Origin of the sequence: Streptomyces sp. NPDC006643 (assembly GCF_042870175.1) — a bacterium.
Classification (GTDB): domain Bacteria; phylum Actinomycetota; class Actinomycetes; order Streptomycetales; family Streptomycetaceae; genus Streptomyces.
On the sequence record NZ_JBIAHA010000030.1, the window covers coordinates 96,188 to 116,866 of the forward strand.

Below are 20,679 nucleotides of genomic sequence, written 5' to 3' on the forward strand. Positions count from 1 at the left end.
AATTCGGCGTTGCCAGCATGCAACTCGCCCGGGGTACGGACATGGCCGCCGGGCCAACACACGACGTCCTCCAGAACCCCCCACGACGAACCCCCCGCACCACCCGCACCACCGCATATCGCACCAACGCACCACCGCAGACCGCACCACCCGCACCGCCCCCACCGCTCGGCTGCAAAGCGCGACGGCGCGCGCCTTGCCTGACACACCCCACCTCTGGTCAGGAAGGAATTTTGATGTCACGACGCCCACCAGCGTGGTCCAGAATTTTCGCGGCGCTCGCGCTCGTACTCTCGGCGGGTCTCACCGCCGCCCCCGCCGCCGTCGCCCACCCCGGTCACCCGGAACACGAGGCGGCCGATATCCCGGCAGCGGACTACCAGCAGGTCCAACTCGCCCTCGGCAGCGCCGAGATGGGCGAGGCCATGTCGCTGGCCGTCCTGCCCGACCGCTCGGTCGTGCACACCGCGAGGGACGGAACGGTCCGCCTCACGGACGCCGCCGGCAACACCAAGACGTCGGGCAAGCTCGATGTCTACACGCACGACGAGGAAGGTCTCCAAGGAGTCGCGGCCGACCCCGACTTCGCGACCAACCGGTATCTGTACCTCTACTACTCGCCCAAGCTCGACACCCCCGGCGGCGACGCCCCGGTGACCGGCAGCGCGGCCGACTTCGAGCCGTGGAAGGGACATCTGAACCTCTCCCGGTTCACGCTCAAGGCCGACGGCACCCTCGACGCCGCGAGCGAGAAGGTCGTGCTCGAAGTCCCCAACGACCGTGGCCAGTGCTGCCACGTCGGCGGTGACATCGACTTCGACGCGCAGGGCAACCTCTACCTCACGACGGGCGACGACACGAACCCGTTCGAGTCGGCCGGCTACTCGCCGATCGACGAACGCGCCAACCGCAACCCGCAGTTCGACGCCCAGCGCTCCTCGGGCAACACCAACGACCTGCGCGGCAAGGTGCTCCGTATCAAGCCCACGGCCGACGGCGGCTACACCGTCCCGTCCGGCAACCTCTTCGCCCCGGGCACGGCCCAGACGCGCCCCGAGATCTACGCGATGGGCTTCCGCAACCCGTTCCGGATGTCCGTCGACAAGGCCACCGGCATCGTCTACCTCGGTGACTACGGACCCGACGCCGGCGGCACCAGCGCCGACCGGGGCCCCAGCGGCCAGGTCGAGTTCAACCGCATCACCGAGGCCGGCAACTTCGGCTGGCCGTACTGCACCGGCACCAACACCGCCACCGAGACGTACGGCGAGTGGGCGTTCCCGGACGGGCCCTCCGCGGGCAAGTACGACTGCGCGGGCGGCGCCACCAACAACTCCCTCCACAACACCGGCCAGAGCAAGCTCCCGCCGGCCAAGGCCGCCTGGATCCGCTACTCCGGCGACGCGGGCTCCCCGCCCGAGTTCGGCAGCGGCTCCGAGTCGCCCATGGGCGGACCCGTCTACAACTACGACGCGGGCCTCGACTCCGCCGTGAAGTTCCCCGAGTCGCTCGACGGCCGCTTCTTCGCCGGTGAGTACGGCCGTAAGTGGATCAAGGCCATCGAGGTCAAGGCCGACGGTTCCCCCGGCGTCATCGAGAACTTCCCGTGGACCGGCACCCAGGTCATGGACCAGGCGTTCGGCCCCGACGGCGCGCTGTACGTCCTGGACTACGGCACCGGCTCCAACAACTCGGCGCTGTACCGGGTCGAGTATCTGGCCGGCAGCAACCGCAGCCCGGTCGCCAAGGCCGCCGCCGACAAGACGTCAGGACCGACACCGCTCGAGGTCTCCTTCTCCTCCGCCGGCAGCGCCGACCCCGAGGGCGGAGCGCTCAGCTACGCCTGGGACTTCGGTGACGGTTCGACGTCCACCGACGCCAACCCGAGCCACACCTACACCGAGGCCGGTACGTTCCAGCCGACCCTCACGGTCACCGACCCCGAGGGCCTGACCGGCTCCGCCAGCCTCGTCGTGACGGCCGGCAACAGCGCGCCCACCGTCACCCTGAACACCCCCGCCGACGGCGAGCTGTTCTCCTGGGGCGACAGTGTCCCGTTCACCGTGACGGCCAGTGACCCCGAGGACGGCGCCGTCGACTGCTCCAAGGTCAAGGTGACGTATCTGCTGGGCCACGACGAGCACCGGCACCAGATCACCTCGAAGAACGGCTGCTCCGGCACCATCGACGTGCCCGTCGACGGTGAGCACGATACCGCCGCCAACATCTACGGGGTCTTCGACGCCGAGTACACCGACGCGGGCGGCCTGACCACGCACAGCGACAGCATCCTCCAGCCCCGGCACCGGCAGGGCGAGCACTTCGGCGCCATGTCCGGCATCGAGGTCGCGGCCCACGGCAACGCCGAGGGCGGTGCCACGGTCGGCTTCACCGACAACGGCGACTGGGTCTCCTTCAAGCCGTACGCGGTGGACAACGCGACCAGCGTCTCGGCGCGCGTCGCCTCCGGCGGCGTCGGCGGCACGCTCGAAGTACGGGCGGGATCCGCGACCGGCACGCTGCTCAGCACACTGACCGTCGCACCGACCGGCGGCTGGGAGAACTTCGTGGACGTCACGGGGGACGTGTCCAACGCGCCTGCCGGGACGACCGAGTTGTTCCTCGTCTTCAAGGGCGCGACCGGCCAGGGCAACCTCTTCGACCTGGACGCCTTCACCTTCTCGACCGGTGCGGCGGCCAAGGCGGCCAAGGGGGCCGGCCGATGAGACGTCGACTCGTCCGGCGCATACGGCACGTGTCGTGCGTGCTGGCCGTCGCCCTCGGTGCCGCGTTCCTGGCGCCGACCGGGGCCTCGGCGGACGCCGCGGCCGATCCCTACGAGGTCCTCGTCTTCTCCAAGACGGCCGGATTCAGGCACGATTCGATCCCCGTCGGCATCCAGACCATCCAGAGTCTGGGCGCGGACAACGAGTTCACCGTCACCGCGACCGAGGACAGCGGCGCCTTCACCACGGCCAACCTCGCGAACTACGAGGCGGTGGTCTTCCTCAGCACCACCGGCGACGTGCTCGACGACGCGCAGCAGACGGCGCTGAAGTCGTACGTCGACGGGGGCGGCGGCTATGTCGGCGTCCACGCCGCCGCCGACACCGAGTACGAGTGGCCCGAGTACGAGGGCCTGGTCGGTGCCTGGTTCAAGAGCCACCCCGCGATCCAGCAGGCGACGGTGGAGAACGAGGACCGTAGCCACCCCGCCACCTCGCACCTGGACCCGACCTGGTCCAGGACCGACGAGTGGTACAACTACCGCACCAATCCCCGCGACAGCGTCCATGTGCTCCAGAGCCTGGACGAATCCACCTACAGCGGTGGGGAGATGGGCGGCGACCACCCGATCACCTGGTGCGACGAGCAGGCCGCGGGCCGGTCGTTCTACACCGGGCTCGGCCACACCCAGGAGTCGTACGCCGATCCCGCTTTCCGGCAGGTCCTGCTCGGCGGCATCCAGTACGCGGCCGGCGCCGTCGACGCCGACTGCTCGTCCGGCGGCGAGGACCCGGGTCCGGGGACCGGGACGGTCGAGGGGGAGTCGTACACCTCCGGGTCGGGGGTGGAGCGCGCGAACCACGGCTCCGCCAGCGGCGGCCAGACCCTCGGCCATATCGAGAACGGTGACTGGGCCGGCTACTCGCAGGTCGACACCGCCGGTGCCACGACGTTCACCGCCGACGTCTCGTCGGCGGGAGCGGGCGGCACGGTCGAGATCCGCGGCGGCTCGGCCACCGGCACGCTGCTCGGGTCCGTCGACGTTGCGCCGACGGGCAGTTGGGACACCTTCACCGAGGTCTCCACGACACTGACCGCCACCGGGACGGGCGCACTGTTCCTGCGCTTCACCGGGGGAGCGGGCGCGCTGTTCGACATCGACAGCTTCACCCTCTCCGGCGCGGCCGAGGAGCCCAAGGCCGTCACCTCCCAGAACGTGCACCTCTTCTACTACCCGTGGTACGGCAGCCCCGAGATCAACGGGAGCTGGCGGCACTGGCAGCAGGGCGGCCAGAACCCGCCCGAGGACGTCGGCGCCGACCTGTACCCCAAGCTGGGCGCGTACGACTCCGGTGACTTCACCGGCGCCGTCGAACAGCACATGAAGTGGATCAAGCAGTCCGGCGCCAACGTCCTGGTCTACAGCTGGTGGGGCCAGGGCAGTTACGAGGACGGCCTGGTCGACGGTGTGATGGACGCGGCCCAGCGCCACGGCATCAAGGTCGCCTGGCATCTGGAGCCGTACAGCGGTCGCAGCGGTGCGTCCACGGTGGACGACATCAACTACATCAACGACAACTACGGCGACCACCCGGCGTACTTCAGGGACGCGGAGCGGGGCAACAGCAACGCGTTCTACGTCTTCCAGAGTCTCGACGTGCCCGACTGGTCGGCCCTGGACCAGGTCACGGACAACAACATCGTGCTGGCCCAGACCACCGACACGTCGAAGATCGCGCACTTCAACGGTCTCTACACCTACGACGGCATCGCCGGTGCCACCGCCCCCGGCTGGAAGAACGCCGGGGACTACGCGGCGGCCAACGATCTTGTCTGGGCGCCGTCCGTGGCCCCGGGCTACATCGACGACCGGGCCGTACCCGGCAACACCACGCCCACCCTGGGCAGGGACAACGGCGCGGCGTACGACAAGCAGTGGAACAACGCGCTGGACCCGGCCATCGGCGGATCACCCACCTGGGTCTCCGTCACCTCCTTCAACGAATGGCACGAGGGAAGCTCGATCGAACCCGCGTCGGGCAACCCGCCCGCCGGGCACGGCTACCAGACCTTCTCGGGCGCGTACGGGAAGACCGGGGCCGAAGCCGAGACGGCGTATCTCGACCGGACGCAGCACTGGGTGAACCAGTTCGAGGCGGCGCGAGCGGCCAAGCTGCGGTGAGAGCGGCCCGTGCCGGGTGACAGATCACCCCCGGTCCGGGCGACGGAGCAGCGGGCCCGGTACGGCGAACCTGCCGTGCCGGGCCTTCTGTCGGGCGCGCGGCCGGTCACCGCTCGTTCTCCCACACCACCGGCGGTCCGCCGCCGGTACCGTCGTCCGTGACCATCAGCCGCACCCCGTCCCGGCCACCGGGCAGCCGCGCGGTCGCGTCGACCTCCACCTCGATCGACGTCACCCCGGCCCGCCGGTGCGCGGCGGCCAGCGCCCCGCGCAGGGCGGCCAGCAGCCCGGGGTGCAGTTCGTCCCGTACGAGGGTGTCCACCGCCCCGGTGAAGTGCACGGACGGCTGGAACCCGAGGAGGACGGCCGCGCCCGCCGTCTCCCGAAGCACCTTGCCGCGCAGGCTCGTCGGGGCGTCGGCGGGCGGCTGCTGGAGGGCGAAGATCGTGGTCCGCACCTCCTGGATCGTGGAGTCCAGCTCGTCCACGGCGTGGCCGAGCAGATCGGCCAACTCGCCCTCGCCCGTGCGCCGCCGGGTCGACTCCAGCATCATCTCGGTGGCGAACAGCCGCTGCACGACCAGATCGTGCAGGTCACGGGCGATCCGGTCACGGTCCTCGAAGACCGCGAGGCGCTCCCGGTTGTGCTGCGCGTCGGCCAGCACCAGCGCGAGCGCGGCCTGGGAGGCGAACTGCGTGGCCAGCATCCGGTCCACGGAGGTGTACGGGCGTCCGCCGCGCTTACGCGGCAGGGCGAGCGTGCCGATCAGCCGGCCGCCGCTCTGGAGCGGCAGCATCATGCTGGGCCCGAAGCGGCTGCGTACATGGGTGGTCATCCGGGGGTCGGTCGCGGAGTCGTCGATGTAGACCGGTTCGCCGCCGAGGAGCTGGGTCAGGACGGGCGAGCCGGGCGCGATGCTCGTACCGACGATGTCGCCGGGGTCGTCCAGCGCGGAGGCGGCGACGATCTCCATGCCGCCCTCGTCGGTGGGCTGGAGCACCACCCCGGCGGCGGCGCCGGCCAGGATCCGCGCGGCCTTCGCGAGCGTCGTCAGCGCGTCCTCCGCGCTCTCGCCGCTGAGCAGCGCCGTGGTGACGGCGGCGGCGCCCTCGATCCACCGCTCACGCTGGCGGGCGGTCCCGTACAGGCGCGCGTTGCCGATCGCGATGCCCGCCTGCGAGGCGAGGACGCGCAACAGGGCCAGGTCCTCCTCGGTGAAGGGCCCGTGGCGCTTGCGGGCCAGACAGAGATGGCCGAGCACGTCGTTGTTGACACGGACGGGGACACCGAGGCTGAGGGTGGAGCCGGGGTGGCCGAGGAGGCCGGTGTGCCCGGTGGGGAGCCGGGTGATCCGCCGCCGCTCGTCCTCGCTGAGCCCGACGGAGAACAGCTCGGCGATACGGCTGCGTCCCCGTCCGTGGGCGGGCCCGGCGAGCGCGAGCGCGCCGTAACGCGCCTCGGTGAGATCGGCGGCGCTGTCGACGACGTGCTGAAGGGTGGAGGCCAGCTCGACCTCGGTCCCGACGTTGAGAACGGCGTCGAGCAGCATGGGCAGCCGGGGGGTGGCGGAGCGGGCGGCCGGGCCCTCCCGGTGAGCGCCCGTGCCGCTGTCCCGGGGCCCGCCGGAACCGGGGCTTCCGGTCTCCCCGCCCGCCGTCATGTCACTCGGCGTGTGCCAGCGGGTTGAGCACCAGCGGCTGGATCTTCCCGTCCAGCATCGCCCCGAGCCCGAGGATCGCGCAGACGTCGGGGCGCTCGGCGATGTGCACCGGCATGCCCGTCGCGTCACGCAGCATCTGGTCGAGGCCCGGGAGCAGCGCGCTGCCGCCGACCATCATGATTCCCGTGTCGGCGAGGTCCGCCACCAGATCCGGCGGGCAGTCGCGCAGGACCTTGCCGATGCCGTCGAGCACGGCGGTGAGCGGCGTGTGGATCGCCTGCCGTACGGCGGCGGTGTCCACGACCACCGACCGGGCGAGTCCGGTCGCCACGTCACGGCCGTGGATCTCCGTGGAGGTGGGCCCCTCGGGCGTGATGCCGTTGCCGCGCAGCGCCAGCTGGAGCGGCCGGACGGACTGGCTCGGCAGCATCAACTCGTGCTGGTGGCGCAGATGCTGGATGACCGCGTGGTCGATGGCGTTGCCCCCGACGGGGATCCGCTGGGCGGTCACGATCGAACCGAGCGAGAGCACCGCGACCTGCGTGGTCGCCGCCCCGCACACCATGATCATGGTGGCGGTCGGCTTCTCCACGGGCAGCCCGCAGCCCACGGCCGCGGCGATGAGCGTGTCGACCAGCTCGACCCGGCGGGCGCCGAGGCCGACCAGGGTCTCGATCGCGGCGCGCTGGGCGAGCGGATCGCTGTCGTGGGGGGTGCACGCGGCGGCCCGCAGCCGGGGCTTGCGGCGCAGCTGGCGGCGGAGCTTCTCACCGAGGAGGTGACGGAGCATCCGCTGGGCCATCTCGATGTCGACGACGGTGCCGCCGGTGACGGGGCGGGCGACGCGGATGTAGTCGGGCGTACGGCCCGTCATCTGTTCGGCCAGGGCGCCGACGGCGATGAGCGCGCCGGTCCGGGTGTTCACCGCGGCGACGCTCGGCTCGTCCACGACGAGCCCCGATCCCTTCACAAAGACCCGGGTCCTGGCGGCCCCGAGGTCGACGGCGACATGGCAACGGCGCAACTGCTCAAGGCTGACGGTCACGGCGGGTTCTTCTCCCGGGAGCGCTGGGGCGGATCACCGGCGGGCGGCCGGTTCTCTTCGCATCGTGGGCGCCGCAGGGGCGCTGCGCGCGCTGGGATGCGCCGGTCGGGGTACGGGGGTACGGAGCTGACGCCGCGCCAGGAACGCGCGCGCTACGCCGGCGTCCGCGCGTACCTCCACGGCTCACGACGCCCGCGGCACCGGCGACCAGCGCTGGAGCAGACCCCAGGTGAACTCCGCCACGCACGGCCCCGTCCCCGCCACCTCGAACGCGAGACCCCAGCGGGTCGGCGCCGTACCCTCCATCGGTCTGGCCGGGGCGAACGCGCGGGCGACCTCGTCGACCGTGCAGGACCAGGGCCGCAGATCGCCGGCCGTACGCAGCTCGGGACCCGGCTCGCCCGGCGCCCGCACCAGCCACTCGTTCCACACGGCGCCGCCCGGCGCCGCCGTCACCTCGAAGCGGAGGGTGGGCCAGAGCGGTACGGGCCACAGCAGCACCTCGCACGCCAGATCGCCGATCCGCCGGGGGAACGCCGTCTCCGGCGGGCCCAGCACCGAGCGGTAGCGCGACAGCGTGCCACGGGCGCGCGGTGAGCGGACCATCGCCTGCCAGCGCCGGTTGGCCTCCCGCATCTCGGCGAGCGACGCGCCCAGTTCACGCCGGGCGTCCTCGACCAATTCGCCCTGGTGGTCGGCCATTCGGCGCAGCAGGACGAGTTGGAAGTCGCGTGGTCCGAAAGGGTGGGAGGTTCCACCGGCTCCGGCCGATGTCGTGGCATTCATAGCGACATCGTGCACCTTCGGGGCAGGTCGGGCGGCGGATTGGCGGAAGGGCCGATTCCGCACAAGATCTTCACACGACGGGTGCCCGTGTCGTGGTCAGTCGGATTATCTTCAGGGCGCCATGGACTACTGCCATCACTGCCGGCGGCACCTCAACGGCGCCCTGGCGTGCGCGGGGTGCGGTACGCCCGCCGAGGAGCTACGGCTCCACGACCCCGTTCCGCACGAGGCGGAGGTGGTCCTCGCCACGCGCGAACACAGTCAGGAACCGCCCGGGGGCCCGCGCCGTCAGCGCGGCTCCCGCAAGCGGAAGGTGTCCCGCCGGGAGCGCCGCGAGATGCGCGCCGAGCGCGGTGTCCACCGGCGCAAGGGCCGCGCCGTCCTGCTCACGGTGATGGGTCTCGTCCTGGCGGTCGGCGCGCTGAGCCTGGCCGAGCTGGCGCTGGAGTCCGGGGGCGACGACGGCGACGCCACCTCCGTCCAGGAGGACCGGGCCATCGAGATCGACGGCGGACCGCCCCCGAGCGGGCCGGAGAAACCCGAGGATCCGGGCCCCGTGACCGAGGCGCCTGCCACGTCCACCGGCTCCGCGAGCCCCGGCGGGGGCGGCTCGCCCGATCCCTCGGCCTCGGGCACGGGACCGGGGTCGTCCGGCGAGGAGTCCTCGGCGCCGACGGACTCGGCCGACCCGAGCGACGGCGCGGAGCCCGGCGACTCGCCCGACCCCTCGGGCTCCACACGTCCCACGGCCGATCCGAGCACGCCGGGTCAGCCGAATCAGCCTCCGCCGCCGCAGCCCTCCGCCTCCACCTCCACCTCGCCCCCGGCGGGTGACGACGATGACGACGACTGCGTGCTGCTGATCTTCTGCTTCTGAGAGGGGCGGGGCGGGCGGTCACCGCCCGGCGTCGGTCCCCAGCATCCGTACCAGCAGATCCCGCAGCACCGTCCGCTCGGCCACCGACAGGTCCGCCAGCGGTTCGCGCGCGAAGTTCAGCCCGTCCCGCAGCTGCCGCGCCGTGCTGCGCCCCTTCTCCGTGGGCGCCGCGAGCTTGACCCGCCGGTCGGCGGGGTCGGGGCGGCGCTCCACCAGACCGCGCGACTCCAGCCGGTCCACGATCCCCGTGACGTTCGACGGCTCGCACTTCAACTTCCTCGCGATCCGGCGCATGGGCATGGGCTGGATGGAGAGCAGTCCCAGTACGCGGGCCTGCGCCCCGGTGAGGGAGTGCTCCGCGGCGGCCTGGTCGTACTCCTCGTAGTAGCGGGCCACGACCGTACCGATGAGTTCGACGACTTCGAGGGTCAGGGGGTCCGTGTGCTCAGCCATACGCGGTAGCGTACCCGTTTACTTGACAACATGAAATATCCAGAGGCATGGTTGTTTCAGATGGTGAAGCTTTAACCGAGGAGGCACCCCACCCATGACCGCTCTTCCCGCGTCCAGCCGCGAATGGCATCTCGTCGCCCGTCCGCGGGGCTGGCCGAAGGCCGAGGACTTCGCCCTGCGCGAGGTCGCGGTGGCGGAGCCGGGCGAGGGCAGGATCCTCGTCCGCAACAAGCACTTCTCCGTCGACCCGTACATGCGCGGCCGGATGAACGACGTGAAGTCGTACACCCCGCCGTACAAGCTCGACCACCCCATGGACGGCGCCGCCGTCGGTGAGGTCGTCGCCTCGGACGCCGAGGGCTTCGCGGTCGGCGACCAGGTGCTGCACGGGCTCGGCTGGCGCGAGTACGCGCGGGTGCCGGCCCAGTACGCCACCAAGGTCGACGCCTCGCTCGCGCCGCTCAGCGCCTACCTCGGCGTCCTCGGCATGACCGGCCTCACCGCCTACGCCGGGCTCTTCGAGACCGCCTCCTTCAAGGAGGGCGACGCCGTGTTCGTCTCCGGCGCCGCGGGCGCCGTCGGCAGCCAGGTGGGCCAACTCGCCCGGATCAAGGGCGCGTCGAGGGTCATCGGCTCGGCGGGCTCCGACGACAAGGTCAAGCTTCTCAAAGAGGAGTACGGCTTCGACGCCGCCTTCAACTACAAGACCGGCGGCTCGGTCAAGGAACAGCTCAAGGAAGCGGCGCCCGACGGCATCGACGTCTACTTCGACAACGTGGGCGGCGAGCACCTCGAAGCCGCGCTGTCCTCGTTCAACCTGCACGGCCGCGCCACCATCTGCGGCATGATCTCGCAGTACAACAGCACCGAGGCCACCCCCGCCCCGCACAACCTCGGGGTGGTCATCGGCAAGCGGCTGCGCCTCCAGGGCATGCTCGTGAACGACCACAAGGCGCTCCAGCCGCAGTTCGTCAAGGACGTGGCCGGCTGGCTCGCCTCCGGTGAGCTGAAGTACCGGGAGACCTTCGTGGAAGGCATAGAGAACGGCCACGACGCGTTTCTCGGGCTGCTCCGCGGCGAGAACACCGGAAAGATGATCGTCACCCTCAACTGACCGACGGCGACCACCCCCCAGCCGTTAGGCTCGTACCAGGCCGTCGCGGTCCGTGGGCGCGAGCCGCGGCGTACAAAGAAGAAGGAACCCCGAATGACCATCCAGAAGATCGACCCCCTCTACACCGCCGTCGCCACCGCGGAGAACGGCCGTGACGGCCGCGTCTCCTCGGACGACGGGCAGCTCGACGTCGTCGTCAACCCGCCCAAGTCGATGGGCGGCAACGGCGCCGGTACGAACCCGGAGCAGCTCTTCGCCGCCGGTTACAGCGCCTGCTTCCAGGGCGCGCTCGGCGTCGTGGCCCGCCGCGAGAAGGCCGACATCTCCGGCTCGACCGTGACCGCCAGGGTCAGCATCGGCAAGACCGAGGCCGGCGGCTTCGGACTCGAGGTCGCGCTGGAGGCGTCCATCCCCAACGTGGACGCGGCGACCGCGCGGGATCTGCTGGAGAAGGCGCACCAGGTGTGCCCGTACTCCAACGCCACGCGCGGCAACATCAAGGTCGACCTGTCCGTCGTCTGACCGGCCGCACGACCGCTCCTCGCGTACGTGAAGGGCCGCACCCCATGAGCGGGGTGCGGCCCTTCACGTGTGCGCCTCCTACGGAAGGCGGTTCAGCAGCGCCCTGCCCACCTGGGCGAACGAGCCCTTCGGGTGGTCACGGAACAGCGGCTCCGTCCCGAACAGCGTGACCGGCGCGCCCGCCGCCGACACCCCGCTCACGATCGCCGCCTGCCCGGCCGCGGCCTGCGGACCGCCCGTGCCGTCGTCGTTGGCGCGCCAGTGACCCGAGACGAGCGGGTTGCCGCCGCCGTACGACTGCTCCGTACGCACGCCCGAGCCGAGCGCCGTGTACCAGATCGGCGAGTAGACGAACGCGTGCGGCTGCGTCCCGCCGGTGACCGGTCCGGGCGTGTTGAGCACCCGCACCACACCGTTGGCGTTCCCGTTGCCCCGCACCGGCGTCGCGTTCAGCAGCGCCGCCTCGGCGTTGAACGTGGCGCCGCCGGAGCCCAGCGCCACCACCGGCGCGCCCCCGGCGAGGAACGCGCCGAGCGCGGCACGGGCGGTCTCGTTCAGCCCCTTGTGGCTCAGCCCGGTCGACACGTACAGCGCGTCGGCCTTCGACCAGTCGAAGCCCGCGTTCGCCGTCGCCGTCGTGACGGGCAGCACCTCGAAGCCCATCTCGCGCAGCGCGAACAGCTCACCTGAGTTGACGGCCGCCGCGACCGTCGTACGGCGCAGCGCCGCGACGCCCTTGTCCTTCGTGGCGGAGAAGACGACCCCGTACCGGTCCGCCAGGATCTCGGCCTTCCGGCGGGCCGACGACGGCACGATCGCCGCGCCGTCCGCCGTCCTGCGCACCTTCACCCCCTGCGCGAGCAGGGAGTTGACCGCCGCGAACTCCCTCGGGTCGTCCAGCCGCAGCTTCAGATCGCCGCTGCGTGCCACCGAGCCGACGGGGGAGGCGGCGTCGATCTCGCGCCCTACGAGGTTCAGACCGCCGCGCTGCACCTTGGTGACGTTCGCGCCCCACAGCAGCCCGAGGCTCCAGCCCGAGATGTCGTACATCGACGACACGTCGGCGCTGATGTCGCGGCCCTCGTCCAGGATGACGTTGGCGATACCGCGCTTGGCCTGCTCCATGTCGACGACGTACGAACCGGCCGGGTAGCCGCGCCCCGCCAGCGTGAAGCCCTTGCGGGCCTGCTCGACCTTCACGTCGTTCGCGATGAGGTGGTCGACCAGCCGGGCGGCGGCCGGGGCGGACCGCTGCCCGCTGCCCGCCGGGATCACGTACGCGCGCGGGAAGTCGGTCGTGTAGATGTCCTCGGGGCCGATGCCGGGCACACCGGGCACCGTCTCCTCGGAGATGACCCGCTGCTTCTCGCCCTCGACGCCGCGCCGGAACGTCTCGATCTGGTCGGCGATCAGCGTCTTGCGGTTGTCGAGCGCGAAGTCGAGCGTGGCGCGCATCGCGGCGCCCGCGACAGCCGTGTTGATCGTGGACCTGCGGCGCAGCTCCTCGACCGGGAGGTTGTTGTAGTCGTTGTTGTTGACCCGCATCGGGATCTCGATGGTGTGCGAGGCGACCGCGCCCTGGAACGCCATGTACTGCGGGGTGAAGATCGGCGGCCAGTCGTCCCAGCCCTCCTCCTGGTCCCGGAAGGGGATCACGGGCGGCTCCACACCGTCCTTCTCGGAGGTGTAGCCGAGGTCGTTGACCGCCTCCTCCATACCGAGGGCGTTGGCGTAGGAGTTCTTGAGGAAGAGGTCGTACTCGTAGTTCTCGCCGTGCGGCGGCGTCGTCGGCTCGATGAGCGTGCCGTTGACGTACCCGTGCAGGTCGAGCATGACCGCGGGCTGCTTGTCGACGGCTATCTGCCGGATCGCGCGCGCCTCCGGCTGCGAGGCGGTGATGAAGTCACGGTTCAGGTCGATGCCGTTGCCGTTGGCGCGGGTTCCGGCGATGCGACCGTCCGGGTTGGCCGTGACGTTGAGGATGATCCGGCTGGTGGACAGCAGCTTCTTGGTCCGGCTGTCCTTGGCCTTCGCCAGCTCCTCGATGAGCTTCAGGGCGGCGTCGGTGCCCTCCCACTCGTTGCCGTGGATGTTGTTGTTGATGAAGACCGGAGTCTTGTAACTCTCCTTGATCTTCTTGTCCTTGGCGGCCGAGGCGGGGGAGTCCTCGATACGCGCCCGCATCCGCTCCTGCTCGGCGGCCTCCTTCGCGCTCTCCGGGGCCGTGACCGTGACGAGGTAGAGGTCGTGCCCGGCGGAGGAGCGGCCCGTGACCTCGACGCTGACCCGGTTGCCCTGCTCCTGGAGGGAGTTGAGGCGCGGGGCGAGCGCGTGGTACGGCGCCAGGCCCAGCTTGATGGCCTTGTCGGCCGGGTTCTCGGGCAGCGTGGGAAGGACGGTGCGGCGCGGGTAGCCGCCGTCCTTGCGCAGACCGGGGGAGGCCGTGCCCACCGAGGAGAGCGCGGCGGCACCGGCCGACGGCAGCGCGGGGGAGGCGACGCGGCTGTCTGTGGTGCCGCCGTCGCGCACCGGGTGCGAGGCGCGGTCGCCGTCGGCGCGGTCGGCGCCGGGAGCGGCGGTCGCCGGCAGCGGCGAGAGCATCAGCGCCGCGGTGGCGGTGGCGGTGGCGAGCAGGACGGGTCTGGGTATCGCCATGCGGTGGTACCTCCGGGGCGTGCGAGGGCGATCGTTCGGTTCAATAGGCAGGTCATACCGGTTGAACGTGTCAACAACAAGAGGTGTTCGCACTCTCGTTCGCCCCACCCGCCTCATGGAACCCACCGGGAACCGTCCCGAAACAGCCGTGGAACACGCCCGATAGGGTGGCCGTATGCGTGATCTCGGTGTGGGCTTCGGCTACTTGGTGAAGGGCCAGCGCTGGGTCGGCGCGCACGGCCGATGGTTCGGCTTCGGACTGCTGCCGGGCCTGGTGACACTCGTGCTGTACGCGGCGGCGCTCGTCGGCCTGAGCTACGGCGCCGACGACCTCACGGCCTGGGCGACACCGTTCGCCGACGACTGGTCGTCGCCGTGGCAGGGGCTGTTCCGCGGTTTCCTCACCGCGTTGCTGTTCGTGCTGACGCTGTTCATCGCCGTGATCACCTTCACCGCCGTGACCCTGCTGGTCGGCCAGCCCTTCTACGAATCGCTCTCCGAGGCCGTGGACCGGTCGGAGGGCGGCGACGTCCCGGAGTCGGGCCTGCCGCTCTGGCGCGAGCTGTGGATCTCCGCGCGGGACAGCCTGCGGATCCTGGTACGGGTGGTGCTGTACGGCGTCCTGCTCTTCGCCCTCGGCTTCATCCCCGTCGTCGGCCAGACCGTCGTCCCCGTGCTCGGTTTCTGTGTGTCCGGCTTCTTCCTCACGGAGGAGCTGACCGCGGTCGCGATGCAGCGCCGGGGCATCGAACTGGCCGAGCGGCTCCCGCTGTTGCGCCGCCGCAGGCTGCTCACGCTGGGCTTCGGGGTCCCGCTGACGCTCGCCTTCCTGGTGCCGTTCGTCGCGGTGTTCCTGATGCCGGGCGCGGTGGCGGGAGCGACGCTGATGGCCCGCGACCTGACGGGGGAGGGCTCCGGGGGCGACCCCGGCGACCCGGCGACGCTGCGCTTCAACACGACGCCCCCGCAGGCGGGTTCGCTCCCGCCCGGGGGCGCGGGTACGGCTCCGGCCGCCCGCCCCGGACCGGCGGCGGACGCCCCGCGCGAGTGGTGACCGGAGCCCGCTCCACCCGTCAGTGACAGTGACTGGGTCCGGGCCCCGTCGCCGGGCCGGCTCCGGTGCCGGTGCCGCCCAAGTCGTCGGAGCGGCCGGCGTCGACGCGCGGCCACTGTGCTGTGGGACGTCCACCCGAACCCTCCCGCAGCGGCGGCCAGTCGGGAGCCCCGCCCCGGGTCCGCGTGGCGTGCCCCAGGCGCCGCCAGCCCGCCGGTGAGTCCTCCCAGTCCTCCTGGCGCCCGTACGCCGTGAGATCCATGAGCGCGTAGCTGTAGTCCACCGCCTCGGAGCCGCGACGCTTGGTCCAGTACGTCTCGAAGACACGGTCGCCGTCGCGCAGGTAGCACACCAGGTGGAAGAGGCCGCGCTCCCGGCCGACGAGCAGCGAGTCGAGCGAGGGCTGGGCGGAGTACCACGGCATCGTCCACCCCATGAAGGCGCGGTAGCGCAGGCTCTCCTCGTACGACGTCCGCGCGTCCGCGAAGCCGTACGCGGTGTTCCGCCCCTGACTGAACACGGCGAAGGTGATGTCGCGGGAGTGCAGATAGGCCAGCTCGCCCACGTGGCTCATCACCCACGTACAGCCTTCGCACTGCTCGGCGGCGGGCCGGCCGGGCCACCACATGAAGTAGTAGGCGATCAACTGGCGTCGCCCCTCGAACGCGGCCAGGAGCGTCGTGGGGCCGTCCGGCCCCAGCAGCGGGGTGTCCCCGGCCACCTCGACCATCGGGAGCCTGCGGCGCGCGGCGGCGATCGCGTCGCCTTCGCGGGTATGGGCCTTCTCTCTCGCCCGCAGCTCTTCCACCTGCCGCTCGAAGGCCGCGCGGTCGACGACCGGCGGTCGCGCGTCGTCAGGGTTCTCGGACATCAGGGGCTCCTCGGATCGCTTCGTCGTGACTACGGGGCGCTCCTCAGCAACGTAGGTGCCGGTCGGGGCCGTGTCCCGCCCGGATGCCGCGACACGCGGTCCGGATCAGCCACGACATCCGGCCGGTGCCGGTTCACCGGGCGGACCCGGTGAACCGGCACCGCCCTACGACTCCTACGACTCCTCCGCCGCCACCCGCACGATCGTCCGCAGCTGCGCCGTGATGTCCAGCCTGTTCTGTACGAAGACCGGGTCCGACACCGTCCCCGTCGCCGGGTCGGTGTTGCCGGGCCCGAACTGGAGCACCGGCGTGTGGACATGGCCGCCCGGGATGCGAAGCCCGAGCCGGTCGCGCAGCAGCGTCGCCCGGTAGGCGATCTCGTTCGACAGATAGTCCCCGCCGCCCCCGGCACGGGCCGCCGAGCCGGGCGTCGGTCCGCCGGGCCGTACGACAGGGGCCGTGCCGCCCGCCGGGACCTCGGTGACCGACGTGTTGTCGTACACCGGGAAGGGCCCCGTGCCGGCCGCCACGATCGCCGCGTAGGGCAGTGACGTGGTCGTCCACTGCGGCTGGGTGGCCGGGTCCTTCACCGGGACCAGCCCGGTCTCGGAGACGTTCTCGTTGTCCCCGAAGCCGCCGCGCCAGGCGCCGTTGTACCGCTCCACGTCGATCCGGCCCACCCGCCCCTGGCTGACCGTCACGAACAGATCGGCGCGTGGCAGCGCACGGCGCAGCGCGCGCTCGACCGTGCCGTCGGCGAAGTCGCCCCAGCGGACCGGGAACACGGCGGTCTCGACGCGCGCCGGTCCGTCGGCCGTACGGATGACCGTGCCGTCCAGCGCGAGCGCGAGGGCCCCGGACGGGTTGCTGATCCGGATGTCCCGGTCGAGCGTGAACGGGTCGAAGCCGGTGACCACGATCCGCTTGACGCCCTTCGCCCGGTCACCGGCGCCGGCCGTCATCGAGTCCTGGCCGCGCGACGCGCTCTCCAGCCGCTCCAGCAGCCGTACGCCCGCCGCCTCGGAGAGCCCCGACTCCGCGTGCCACGCGCGCAGTTCACGGGTCATGGCGAGGCGCGCCCAGTACAGCGGCCGGTCGTCGTCCCGGCTCAGCTCCCCGCCCGCCGGGCCCCGCCCCTGCACGCGGTCCACGGCGCGCCGCCAGAGCCGTTCGCCGTGCCGTACGGCCGCCCGCTCGGCCCGCGCGTACGAGCCGGCGCCCCGTAGCGACGCCGCGAACGCCGGCGCGACGTCGTCGAAGCCGCTGTCGCCGAGTATCCGCCGCGGTACGTCGCCGTCCAGGCGCCGCTCCTCGACGGTCACGGCCGGGGCGGGGGCGGCGGCCGTGGCCTGCGGGGGAGGCGCCACGGCGACCAGGGCGGCCGACGCGAGCAGTACGAGTCCGAACCGGCCCATGTTGCCGGTGGTGCGCGCGAGTCTCACGGGAGTCCTTCCTTCGGGTGGCGGAAGTATCACCTCCCGCGCCCGCCACCCGCTACCGCTCAGGGCCCTCCGCCCCGCCCCGCAGCAGTGTCACGAACGCCCGGAACGCCTCCGGCATGTCGACCGACTCCGGTGCGAGCAGCCACTGGTACTGGAGCCCGTCCATCACGGCCACCAGCAGCGGCGCCGTCTGCTCGGGAGTCAGCCCGCTCGGCAGCCGGTCGCCGAACTCGTCGCGCAGCACGCCCGCCATGTTGCCCCGTACCTGGACATAGCGGCGGGTGAAGAACTCCCCGGCCGGATGACCCTCCGTCACGCTCTCGCCCAGCAGCGCCGAGAAGGTCTGCACGATGCCGGGCCGCATCGCGTTGTAGTCGACCATCGACGTCAGCAACTCCAGCCGCCAGCCGTCCGCGCCCCGGCTGCCGCCCCCGGTGTCCCACTGGTCGCGCTCGTCCATCACGGCGAGGAGCAGCGCCTCCTTCGTGGGGAAGTAGTGGAGAAGCCCCTGCTGGGTGAGGCCCACCCGCTCGGCCACCGCGCCCAGCGTCGTGCCCCGGTAGCCCCGTTCGGCGATCACCTCGATCGTGGCGCGAAGAATCTCCGCCCGCCGCTCCGTGCTTCTGGCCCTCGCCATCCCACCGGTCCTTCTCTCTCGTACCTGTCCGCTCACGGACCGCCCTCCGGACCGTACACGAGTAACAAATACATAACGAAGCCTACCTGTCTACAGAATTGCGGGTCACCATGTAACCGTCCGCAGGAACGCGGGGCACTGACGAGGAGGTACCGCCGTGACCGGCGCACCCATCACCCGGGCCGACCACGCACGCGAAGCGGCCGTCGAAGCGGCGCTCGGCAAGCTGGATCTCGACGACAAGGCGCGGCTGCTGGCGGGGCAGGACAACTGGTCGCTGCCCGCGCTCCCCGGCATCGGACTGGCCTCCCTCGTCATGTCCGACGGCCCGATCGGCGTCCGGGGTGTGCGCTGGACCGGCGACGACCCGTCGGTCGCGCTCCCGTCACCCACCGCCCTCGCCGCCACCTGGGACCCCGAACTGGCCCGCAGGGCAGGCCGGTTGCTCGCCCAGGAGGCCCGCCGCAAAGGCGTGCACGTCCTCCTCGCGCCGACCGTCAATCTGCACCGCTCACCCCTCGGCGGCCGGCACTTCGAGGCGTACAGCGAAGACCCGTACCTCACCGGCGAGATCGGCACCGGCTATGTCCTCGGCGTCCAGGACGGCGGCGTCGGCACGACCGTCAAGCACTTCGTCGCCAACGACGCCGAGACCGACCGCTTCACCGTCGACAACATCGTCGCCCCGCGCCCGCTGCGCGAGCTGTACCTCGCCCCGTTCGAAGCCATCGTCAAGAACGCCCACCCCTGGGGCATCATGGCCGCCTACAACCGGGTCAACGGCGGCTCGATGACCGAGCACTCCCAGCTCCAGCGGGAAGTCCTGCGCGGCGAATGGGGATTCGACGGTTTCATCGTCTCCGACTGGCTGGCCGCCCGCTCCACACTCGGTGACATCCTCGGCGGCCTCGACGTCGCCATGCCCGGCCCCAAGACCGTGTACGGCGACGCGCTCGCCACCGCCGTCCGCGCCGGTGACGTCGCGGAGTCCCTCGTCGACGACGCCGTACGCAACGTGCTGCGGCTCGCCGCCCGCGTCGGCGTCCTCGACAACGCCCCCGCCGTCGTCGCCGAGTCCGCGCTCCCCGCCCCGCTCGACGGCGACGCCGTGGCCCGAGAGGTCGCGCGCCGCTCCTTCGTCCTCGTACGCAACGAGACCCGCGACGGGCACCCCGCCCTGCCGCTCGACCCCGCCAGGACCCGCACGGTCGCGCTCAGCGGCGCCGCCGCCCGCGACGCCCGGATCCTCGGCGGCGGCTCCGCCACCGTCTTCCCGCCGCACGTCGTCGCGCCGCTCGACGGCCTCACCGCCGCCCTGCCCGAAGGCACCCTCAGCTACCACGTCGGCGCCGACCCCAGCGACCAACTCTCCGTCGCCGCGCAGGGGTTCGAGCTGCGCGCCGTCTGCCGCGCCGCCGACGGGCGGGAACTGGGCACCGTCGACATCCCCTCCGGCATGGTCCAGTGGGTCGGCGCCGACCTGCCCGACGGCGTCACCTACGACGAACTGCACTCCGTCGAGTTCACCGGTACGTTCACCCCGCGCGAGAGCGGGGACCACACCTTCGGCACCCGGGGCATCGGGCCCCTCGTCCTCACCGTCGGCGGCGAGAAGGTCTGGGAGGGCGAGGAAGGACTCGGGGAGAGCACCGACCCGTTCAACGCGTTCTTCGGCGAGCGGCTGCCGCGCGCCCAGGTCCCCCTCCTCGAAGGCGAGTCCGTCGACGTCTCGCTGCGCCTCACCGTGCCCCGGCTCCCCGGGATGCCCATGGACGCGGTCGCCTTCTCCCTGCTCCACCTCGGCCCCCGGCGCGACCCCGGGGAGCTGATCGCCGAGGCCGTCGAAGCCGCCAGGACCGCCGACACGGCCGTCGTCGTGGTCGCCACCACCACGGCCGTCGAGTCCGAGGGCTTCGACCGTACGAGCCTGGAACTGCCCGGCCACCAGAACGCGCTCGTCGCGGCCGTCGCCGCCGTCAACCCGCACACGATCGTGGTCGTCAACACCGGCTCACCCGTCGAACTGCCCTGGCGCGAAGACGTGGCGGCCGTCCTGCTGAGCTGGTTCCCCGGCCAGGAGGGCGGCGCCGCGCTCGCCGACGTCCTCACCGGCGCCGAGGAGCCCGGCGGCCGGCTCACCACCACCTGGCCGGTCTCCCTGGCCGACGTCCCGGTCACCGACACCACCCCCACCGACGGTGAACTGCGCTACACCGAGGGCGTGTTCATCGGCTACCGGGCCTGGGAGCGGGCCGGCACCACACCGGCGTACCCCTTCGGCCACGGACTGGGCTACACCGACTGGGAGTACGAGACGCTGGACGCCACGACCGAACGGGCCACCGTGACGCTGCGCAACACCGGCGCCCGGCCCGGCCGTGAGACCGTCCAGATCTATCTGGCGCCAGAGACCGCCGAGACCACCGAGACCGCCGGCGCGCCCGAGCGACCGGCGCGCTGGCTGGCCGGCTTCGCCTCCGTCGAGGCGGGCCCCGGCGAGAGCGTCGAGGTGACGATCCCGCTCAGGGGCCGCGCGTACGAGGTCTGGGACGAGCGGACGAACGGCTGGACGGCCGTCCCCGGCACGTACGAGATCCAGGCGGGCCGCTCGCTCACCGACCGCAGGCTGAGCGCCACCGTCCGCCGCTGACCG

At 71.8% G+C, this 20,679-nt stretch carries 15 protein-coding genes; 7 read left to right on the plus strand and 8 right to left on the minus strand.

Annotated elements, in window-relative coordinates; translation table 11 throughout:
- Nucleotides 1-236: 236 nt before the first annotated feature.
- Both ACFYNU_RS33135 and ACFYNU_RS33140 read left to right on the plus strand, forming a co-directional pair.
- Nucleotides 237-2,726 carry a PQQ-dependent sugar dehydrogenase gene (locus ACFYNU_RS33135; RefSeq protein ID WP_356593428.1) on the plus strand — a complete coding sequence of 830 codons (2,490 nt, stop codon included), beginning with the start codon at nt 237-239 and terminating at the stop codon, nt 2,724-2,726.
- Complete coding sequence (locus ACFYNU_RS33140; RefSeq protein WP_356593426.1) at nt 2,723-4,909, plus strand: ThuA domain-containing protein; 2,187 nt, start codon at nt 2,723-2,725, stop codon at nt 4,907-4,909. The genes ACFYNU_RS33135 and ACFYNU_RS33140 overlap by 4 nt, the downstream gene beginning before the upstream one ends.
- A gap of 106 nt (nt 4,910-5,015) precedes the next feature.
- Here the strand turns inward: ACFYNU_RS33140 and ACFYNU_RS33145 are convergent, their stop codons facing one another.
- The 3 genes from ACFYNU_RS33145 to ACFYNU_RS33155 form a co-directional block, all read right to left on the minus strand.
- Nucleotides 5,016-6,569 carry a GAF domain-containing protein gene (locus tag ACFYNU_RS33145; RefSeq protein WP_388768181.1) on the minus strand — a complete coding sequence of 518 codons (1,554 nt, stop codon included), beginning with the start codon at nt 6,567-6,569 and terminating at the stop codon, nt 5,016-5,018.
- A 1-nt stretch (nt 6,570) separates the two neighbouring features.
- Entirely contained in the window at nt 6,571-7,614 is a 1,044-nt protein-coding gene (locus ACFYNU_RS33150) for a rod shape-determining protein (RefSeq protein WP_356593424.1), read from the minus strand.
- 183 nt (nt 7,615-7,797) lie between these two features.
- Complete coding sequence (locus ACFYNU_RS33155) at nt 7,798-8,400, minus strand: hypothetical protein (RefSeq protein ID WP_356593422.1); 603 nt, start codon at nt 8,398-8,400, stop codon at nt 7,798-7,800.
- Nucleotides 8,401-8,521: 121 nt separating this feature from the next.
- Between ACFYNU_RS33155 and ACFYNU_RS33160 the strand changes: the two genes are divergently transcribed.
- Nucleotides 8,522-9,277, plus strand: a complete 756-nt coding sequence (locus ACFYNU_RS33160; protein ID WP_356593420.1) for a hypothetical protein — start codon at nt 8,522-8,524, stop codon at nt 9,275-9,277.
- 18 nt (nt 9,278-9,295) lie between these two features.
- Here ACFYNU_RS33160 and ACFYNU_RS33165 read toward each other — a convergent pair whose 3' ends face one another.
- The gene (locus ACFYNU_RS33165; RefSeq protein WP_356593418.1) at nt 9,296-9,730 is read right to left on the minus strand and encodes a MarR family transcriptional regulator; all 435 of its coding nucleotides are present in this window, start codon (nt 9,728-9,730) and stop codon (nt 9,296-9,298) included.
- A gap of 94 nt (nt 9,731-9,824) precedes the next feature.
- On the opposite strand from ACFYNU_RS33165, the gene ACFYNU_RS33170 reads away from it, so the two are divergent.
- Together ACFYNU_RS33170 and ACFYNU_RS33175 are read left to right on the plus strand one after the other, a co-directional pair.
- Nucleotides 9,825-10,844 (plus strand): NADP-dependent oxidoreductase, encoded by a 1,020-nt coding sequence (locus ACFYNU_RS33170; RefSeq protein ID WP_356593416.1) that lies wholly within the window; start codon nt 9,825-9,827, stop codon nt 10,842-10,844.
- 93 nt (nt 10,845-10,937) lie between these two features.
- Nucleotides 10,938-11,366, plus strand: a complete 429-nt coding sequence (locus ACFYNU_RS33175; protein ID WP_356593414.1) for an organic hydroperoxide resistance protein — start codon at nt 10,938-10,940, stop codon at nt 11,364-11,366.
- Between the two features lie 78 nt (nt 11,367-11,444).
- On the opposite strand, the gene ACFYNU_RS33180 is transcribed toward ACFYNU_RS33175, so the two are convergent.
- Nucleotides 11,445-14,021: a M14 family zinc carboxypeptidase gene (locus ACFYNU_RS33180; RefSeq protein WP_356593412.1), complete on the minus strand. Its 2,577-nt coding sequence runs from the start codon at nt 14,019-14,021 to the stop codon at nt 11,445-11,447.
- Nucleotides 14,022-14,196: 175 nt separating this feature from the next.
- On the opposite strand from ACFYNU_RS33180, the gene ACFYNU_RS33185 reads away from it, so the two are divergent.
- A complete protein-coding gene (locus ACFYNU_RS33185) occupies nt 14,197-15,075 on the plus strand; it encodes an EI24 domain-containing protein (protein ID WP_356593410.1) in 879 nt (292 codons plus the stop codon).
- 19 nt (nt 15,076-15,094) lie between these two features.
- On the opposite strand, the gene ACFYNU_RS33190 is transcribed toward ACFYNU_RS33185, so the two are convergent.
- From ACFYNU_RS33190 to ACFYNU_RS33200, 3 genes are all read right to left on the minus strand, one after another.
- Nucleotides 15,095-15,946, minus strand: a complete 852-nt coding sequence (locus ACFYNU_RS33190; protein WP_356593408.1) for a DUF899 family protein — start codon at nt 15,944-15,946, stop codon at nt 15,095-15,097.
- A gap of 174 nt (nt 15,947-16,120) precedes the next feature.
- Nucleotides 16,121-17,362 (minus strand): pyroglutamyl peptidase, encoded by a 1,242-nt coding sequence (locus ACFYNU_RS33195; RefSeq protein ID WP_356593583.1) that lies wholly within the window; start codon nt 17,360-17,362, stop codon nt 16,121-16,123.
- Nucleotides 17,363-17,441: 79 nt separating this feature from the next.
- Complete coding sequence (locus ACFYNU_RS33200; RefSeq protein ID WP_356593406.1) at nt 17,442-18,026, minus strand: TetR/AcrR family transcriptional regulator; 585 nt, start codon at nt 18,024-18,026, stop codon at nt 17,442-17,444.
- A 157-nt stretch (nt 18,027-18,183) separates the two neighbouring features.
- Here ACFYNU_RS33200 and ACFYNU_RS33205 point away from each other — a divergent pair, with 157 nt between their 5' ends.
- On the plus strand, nt 18,184-20,676 hold the full coding sequence (locus ACFYNU_RS33205) for a glycoside hydrolase family 3 C-terminal domain-containing protein (protein WP_356593404.1): 2,493 nt from the start codon (nt 18,184-18,186) through the stop codon (nt 20,674-20,676).
- Nucleotides 20,677-20,679 lie beyond the last annotated feature (3 nt).

Excerpts from the sequence above, each read along its gene's own strand:
- ACFYNU_RS33145 (WP_388768181.1), bottom strand. The coding sequence starts at position 6,569 with ATGACGGCGGGCGGGGAGACCGGAAGCCCCGGTTCCGGCGGGCCCCGG.
- ACFYNU_RS33175 (WP_356593414.1), top strand. The coding sequence starts at position 10,938 with ATGACCATCCAGAAGATCGACCCCCTCTACACCGCCGTCGCCACCGCG.
- ACFYNU_RS33170 (WP_356593416.1), top strand. The coding sequence starts at position 9,825 with ATGACCGCTCTTCCCGCGTCCAGCCGCGAATGGCATCTCGTCGCCCGT.
- ACFYNU_RS33190 (WP_356593408.1), bottom strand. The coding sequence starts at position 15,946 with ATGTCCGAGAACCCTGACGACGCGCGACCGCCGGTCGTCGACCGCGCG.
- ACFYNU_RS33140 (WP_356593426.1), top strand. The coding sequence starts at position 2,723 with ATGAGACGTCGACTCGTCCGGCGCATACGGCACGTGTCGTGCGTGCTG.
- ACFYNU_RS33195 (WP_356593583.1), bottom strand. The coding sequence starts at position 17,362 with ATGGGCCGGTTCGGACTCGTACTGCTCGCGTCGGCCGCCCTGGTCGCC.
- ACFYNU_RS33165 (WP_356593418.1), bottom strand. The coding sequence starts at position 9,730 with ATGGCTGAGCACACGGACCCCCTGACCCTCGAAGTCGTCGAACTCATC.
- ACFYNU_RS33180 (WP_356593412.1), bottom strand. The coding sequence starts at position 14,021 with ATGGCGATACCCAGACCCGTCCTGCTCGCCACCGCCACCGCCACCGCG.
- ACFYNU_RS33160 (WP_356593420.1), top strand. The coding sequence starts at position 8,522 with ATGGACTACTGCCATCACTGCCGGCGGCACCTCAACGGCGCCCTGGCG.
- ACFYNU_RS33200 (WP_356593406.1), bottom strand. The coding sequence starts at position 18,026 with ATGGCGAGGGCCAGAAGCACGGAGCGGCGGGCGGAGATTCTTCGCGCC.
- ACFYNU_RS33185 (WP_356593410.1), top strand. The coding sequence starts at position 14,197 with ATGCGTGATCTCGGTGTGGGCTTCGGCTACTTGGTGAAGGGCCAGCGC.
- ACFYNU_RS33135 (WP_356593428.1), top strand. The coding sequence starts at position 237 with ATGTCACGACGCCCACCAGCGTGGTCCAGAATTTTCGCGGCGCTCGCG.
- ACFYNU_RS33155 (WP_356593422.1), bottom strand. The coding sequence starts at position 8,400 with ATGAATGCCACGACATCGGCCGGAGCCGGTGGAACCTCCCACCCTTTC.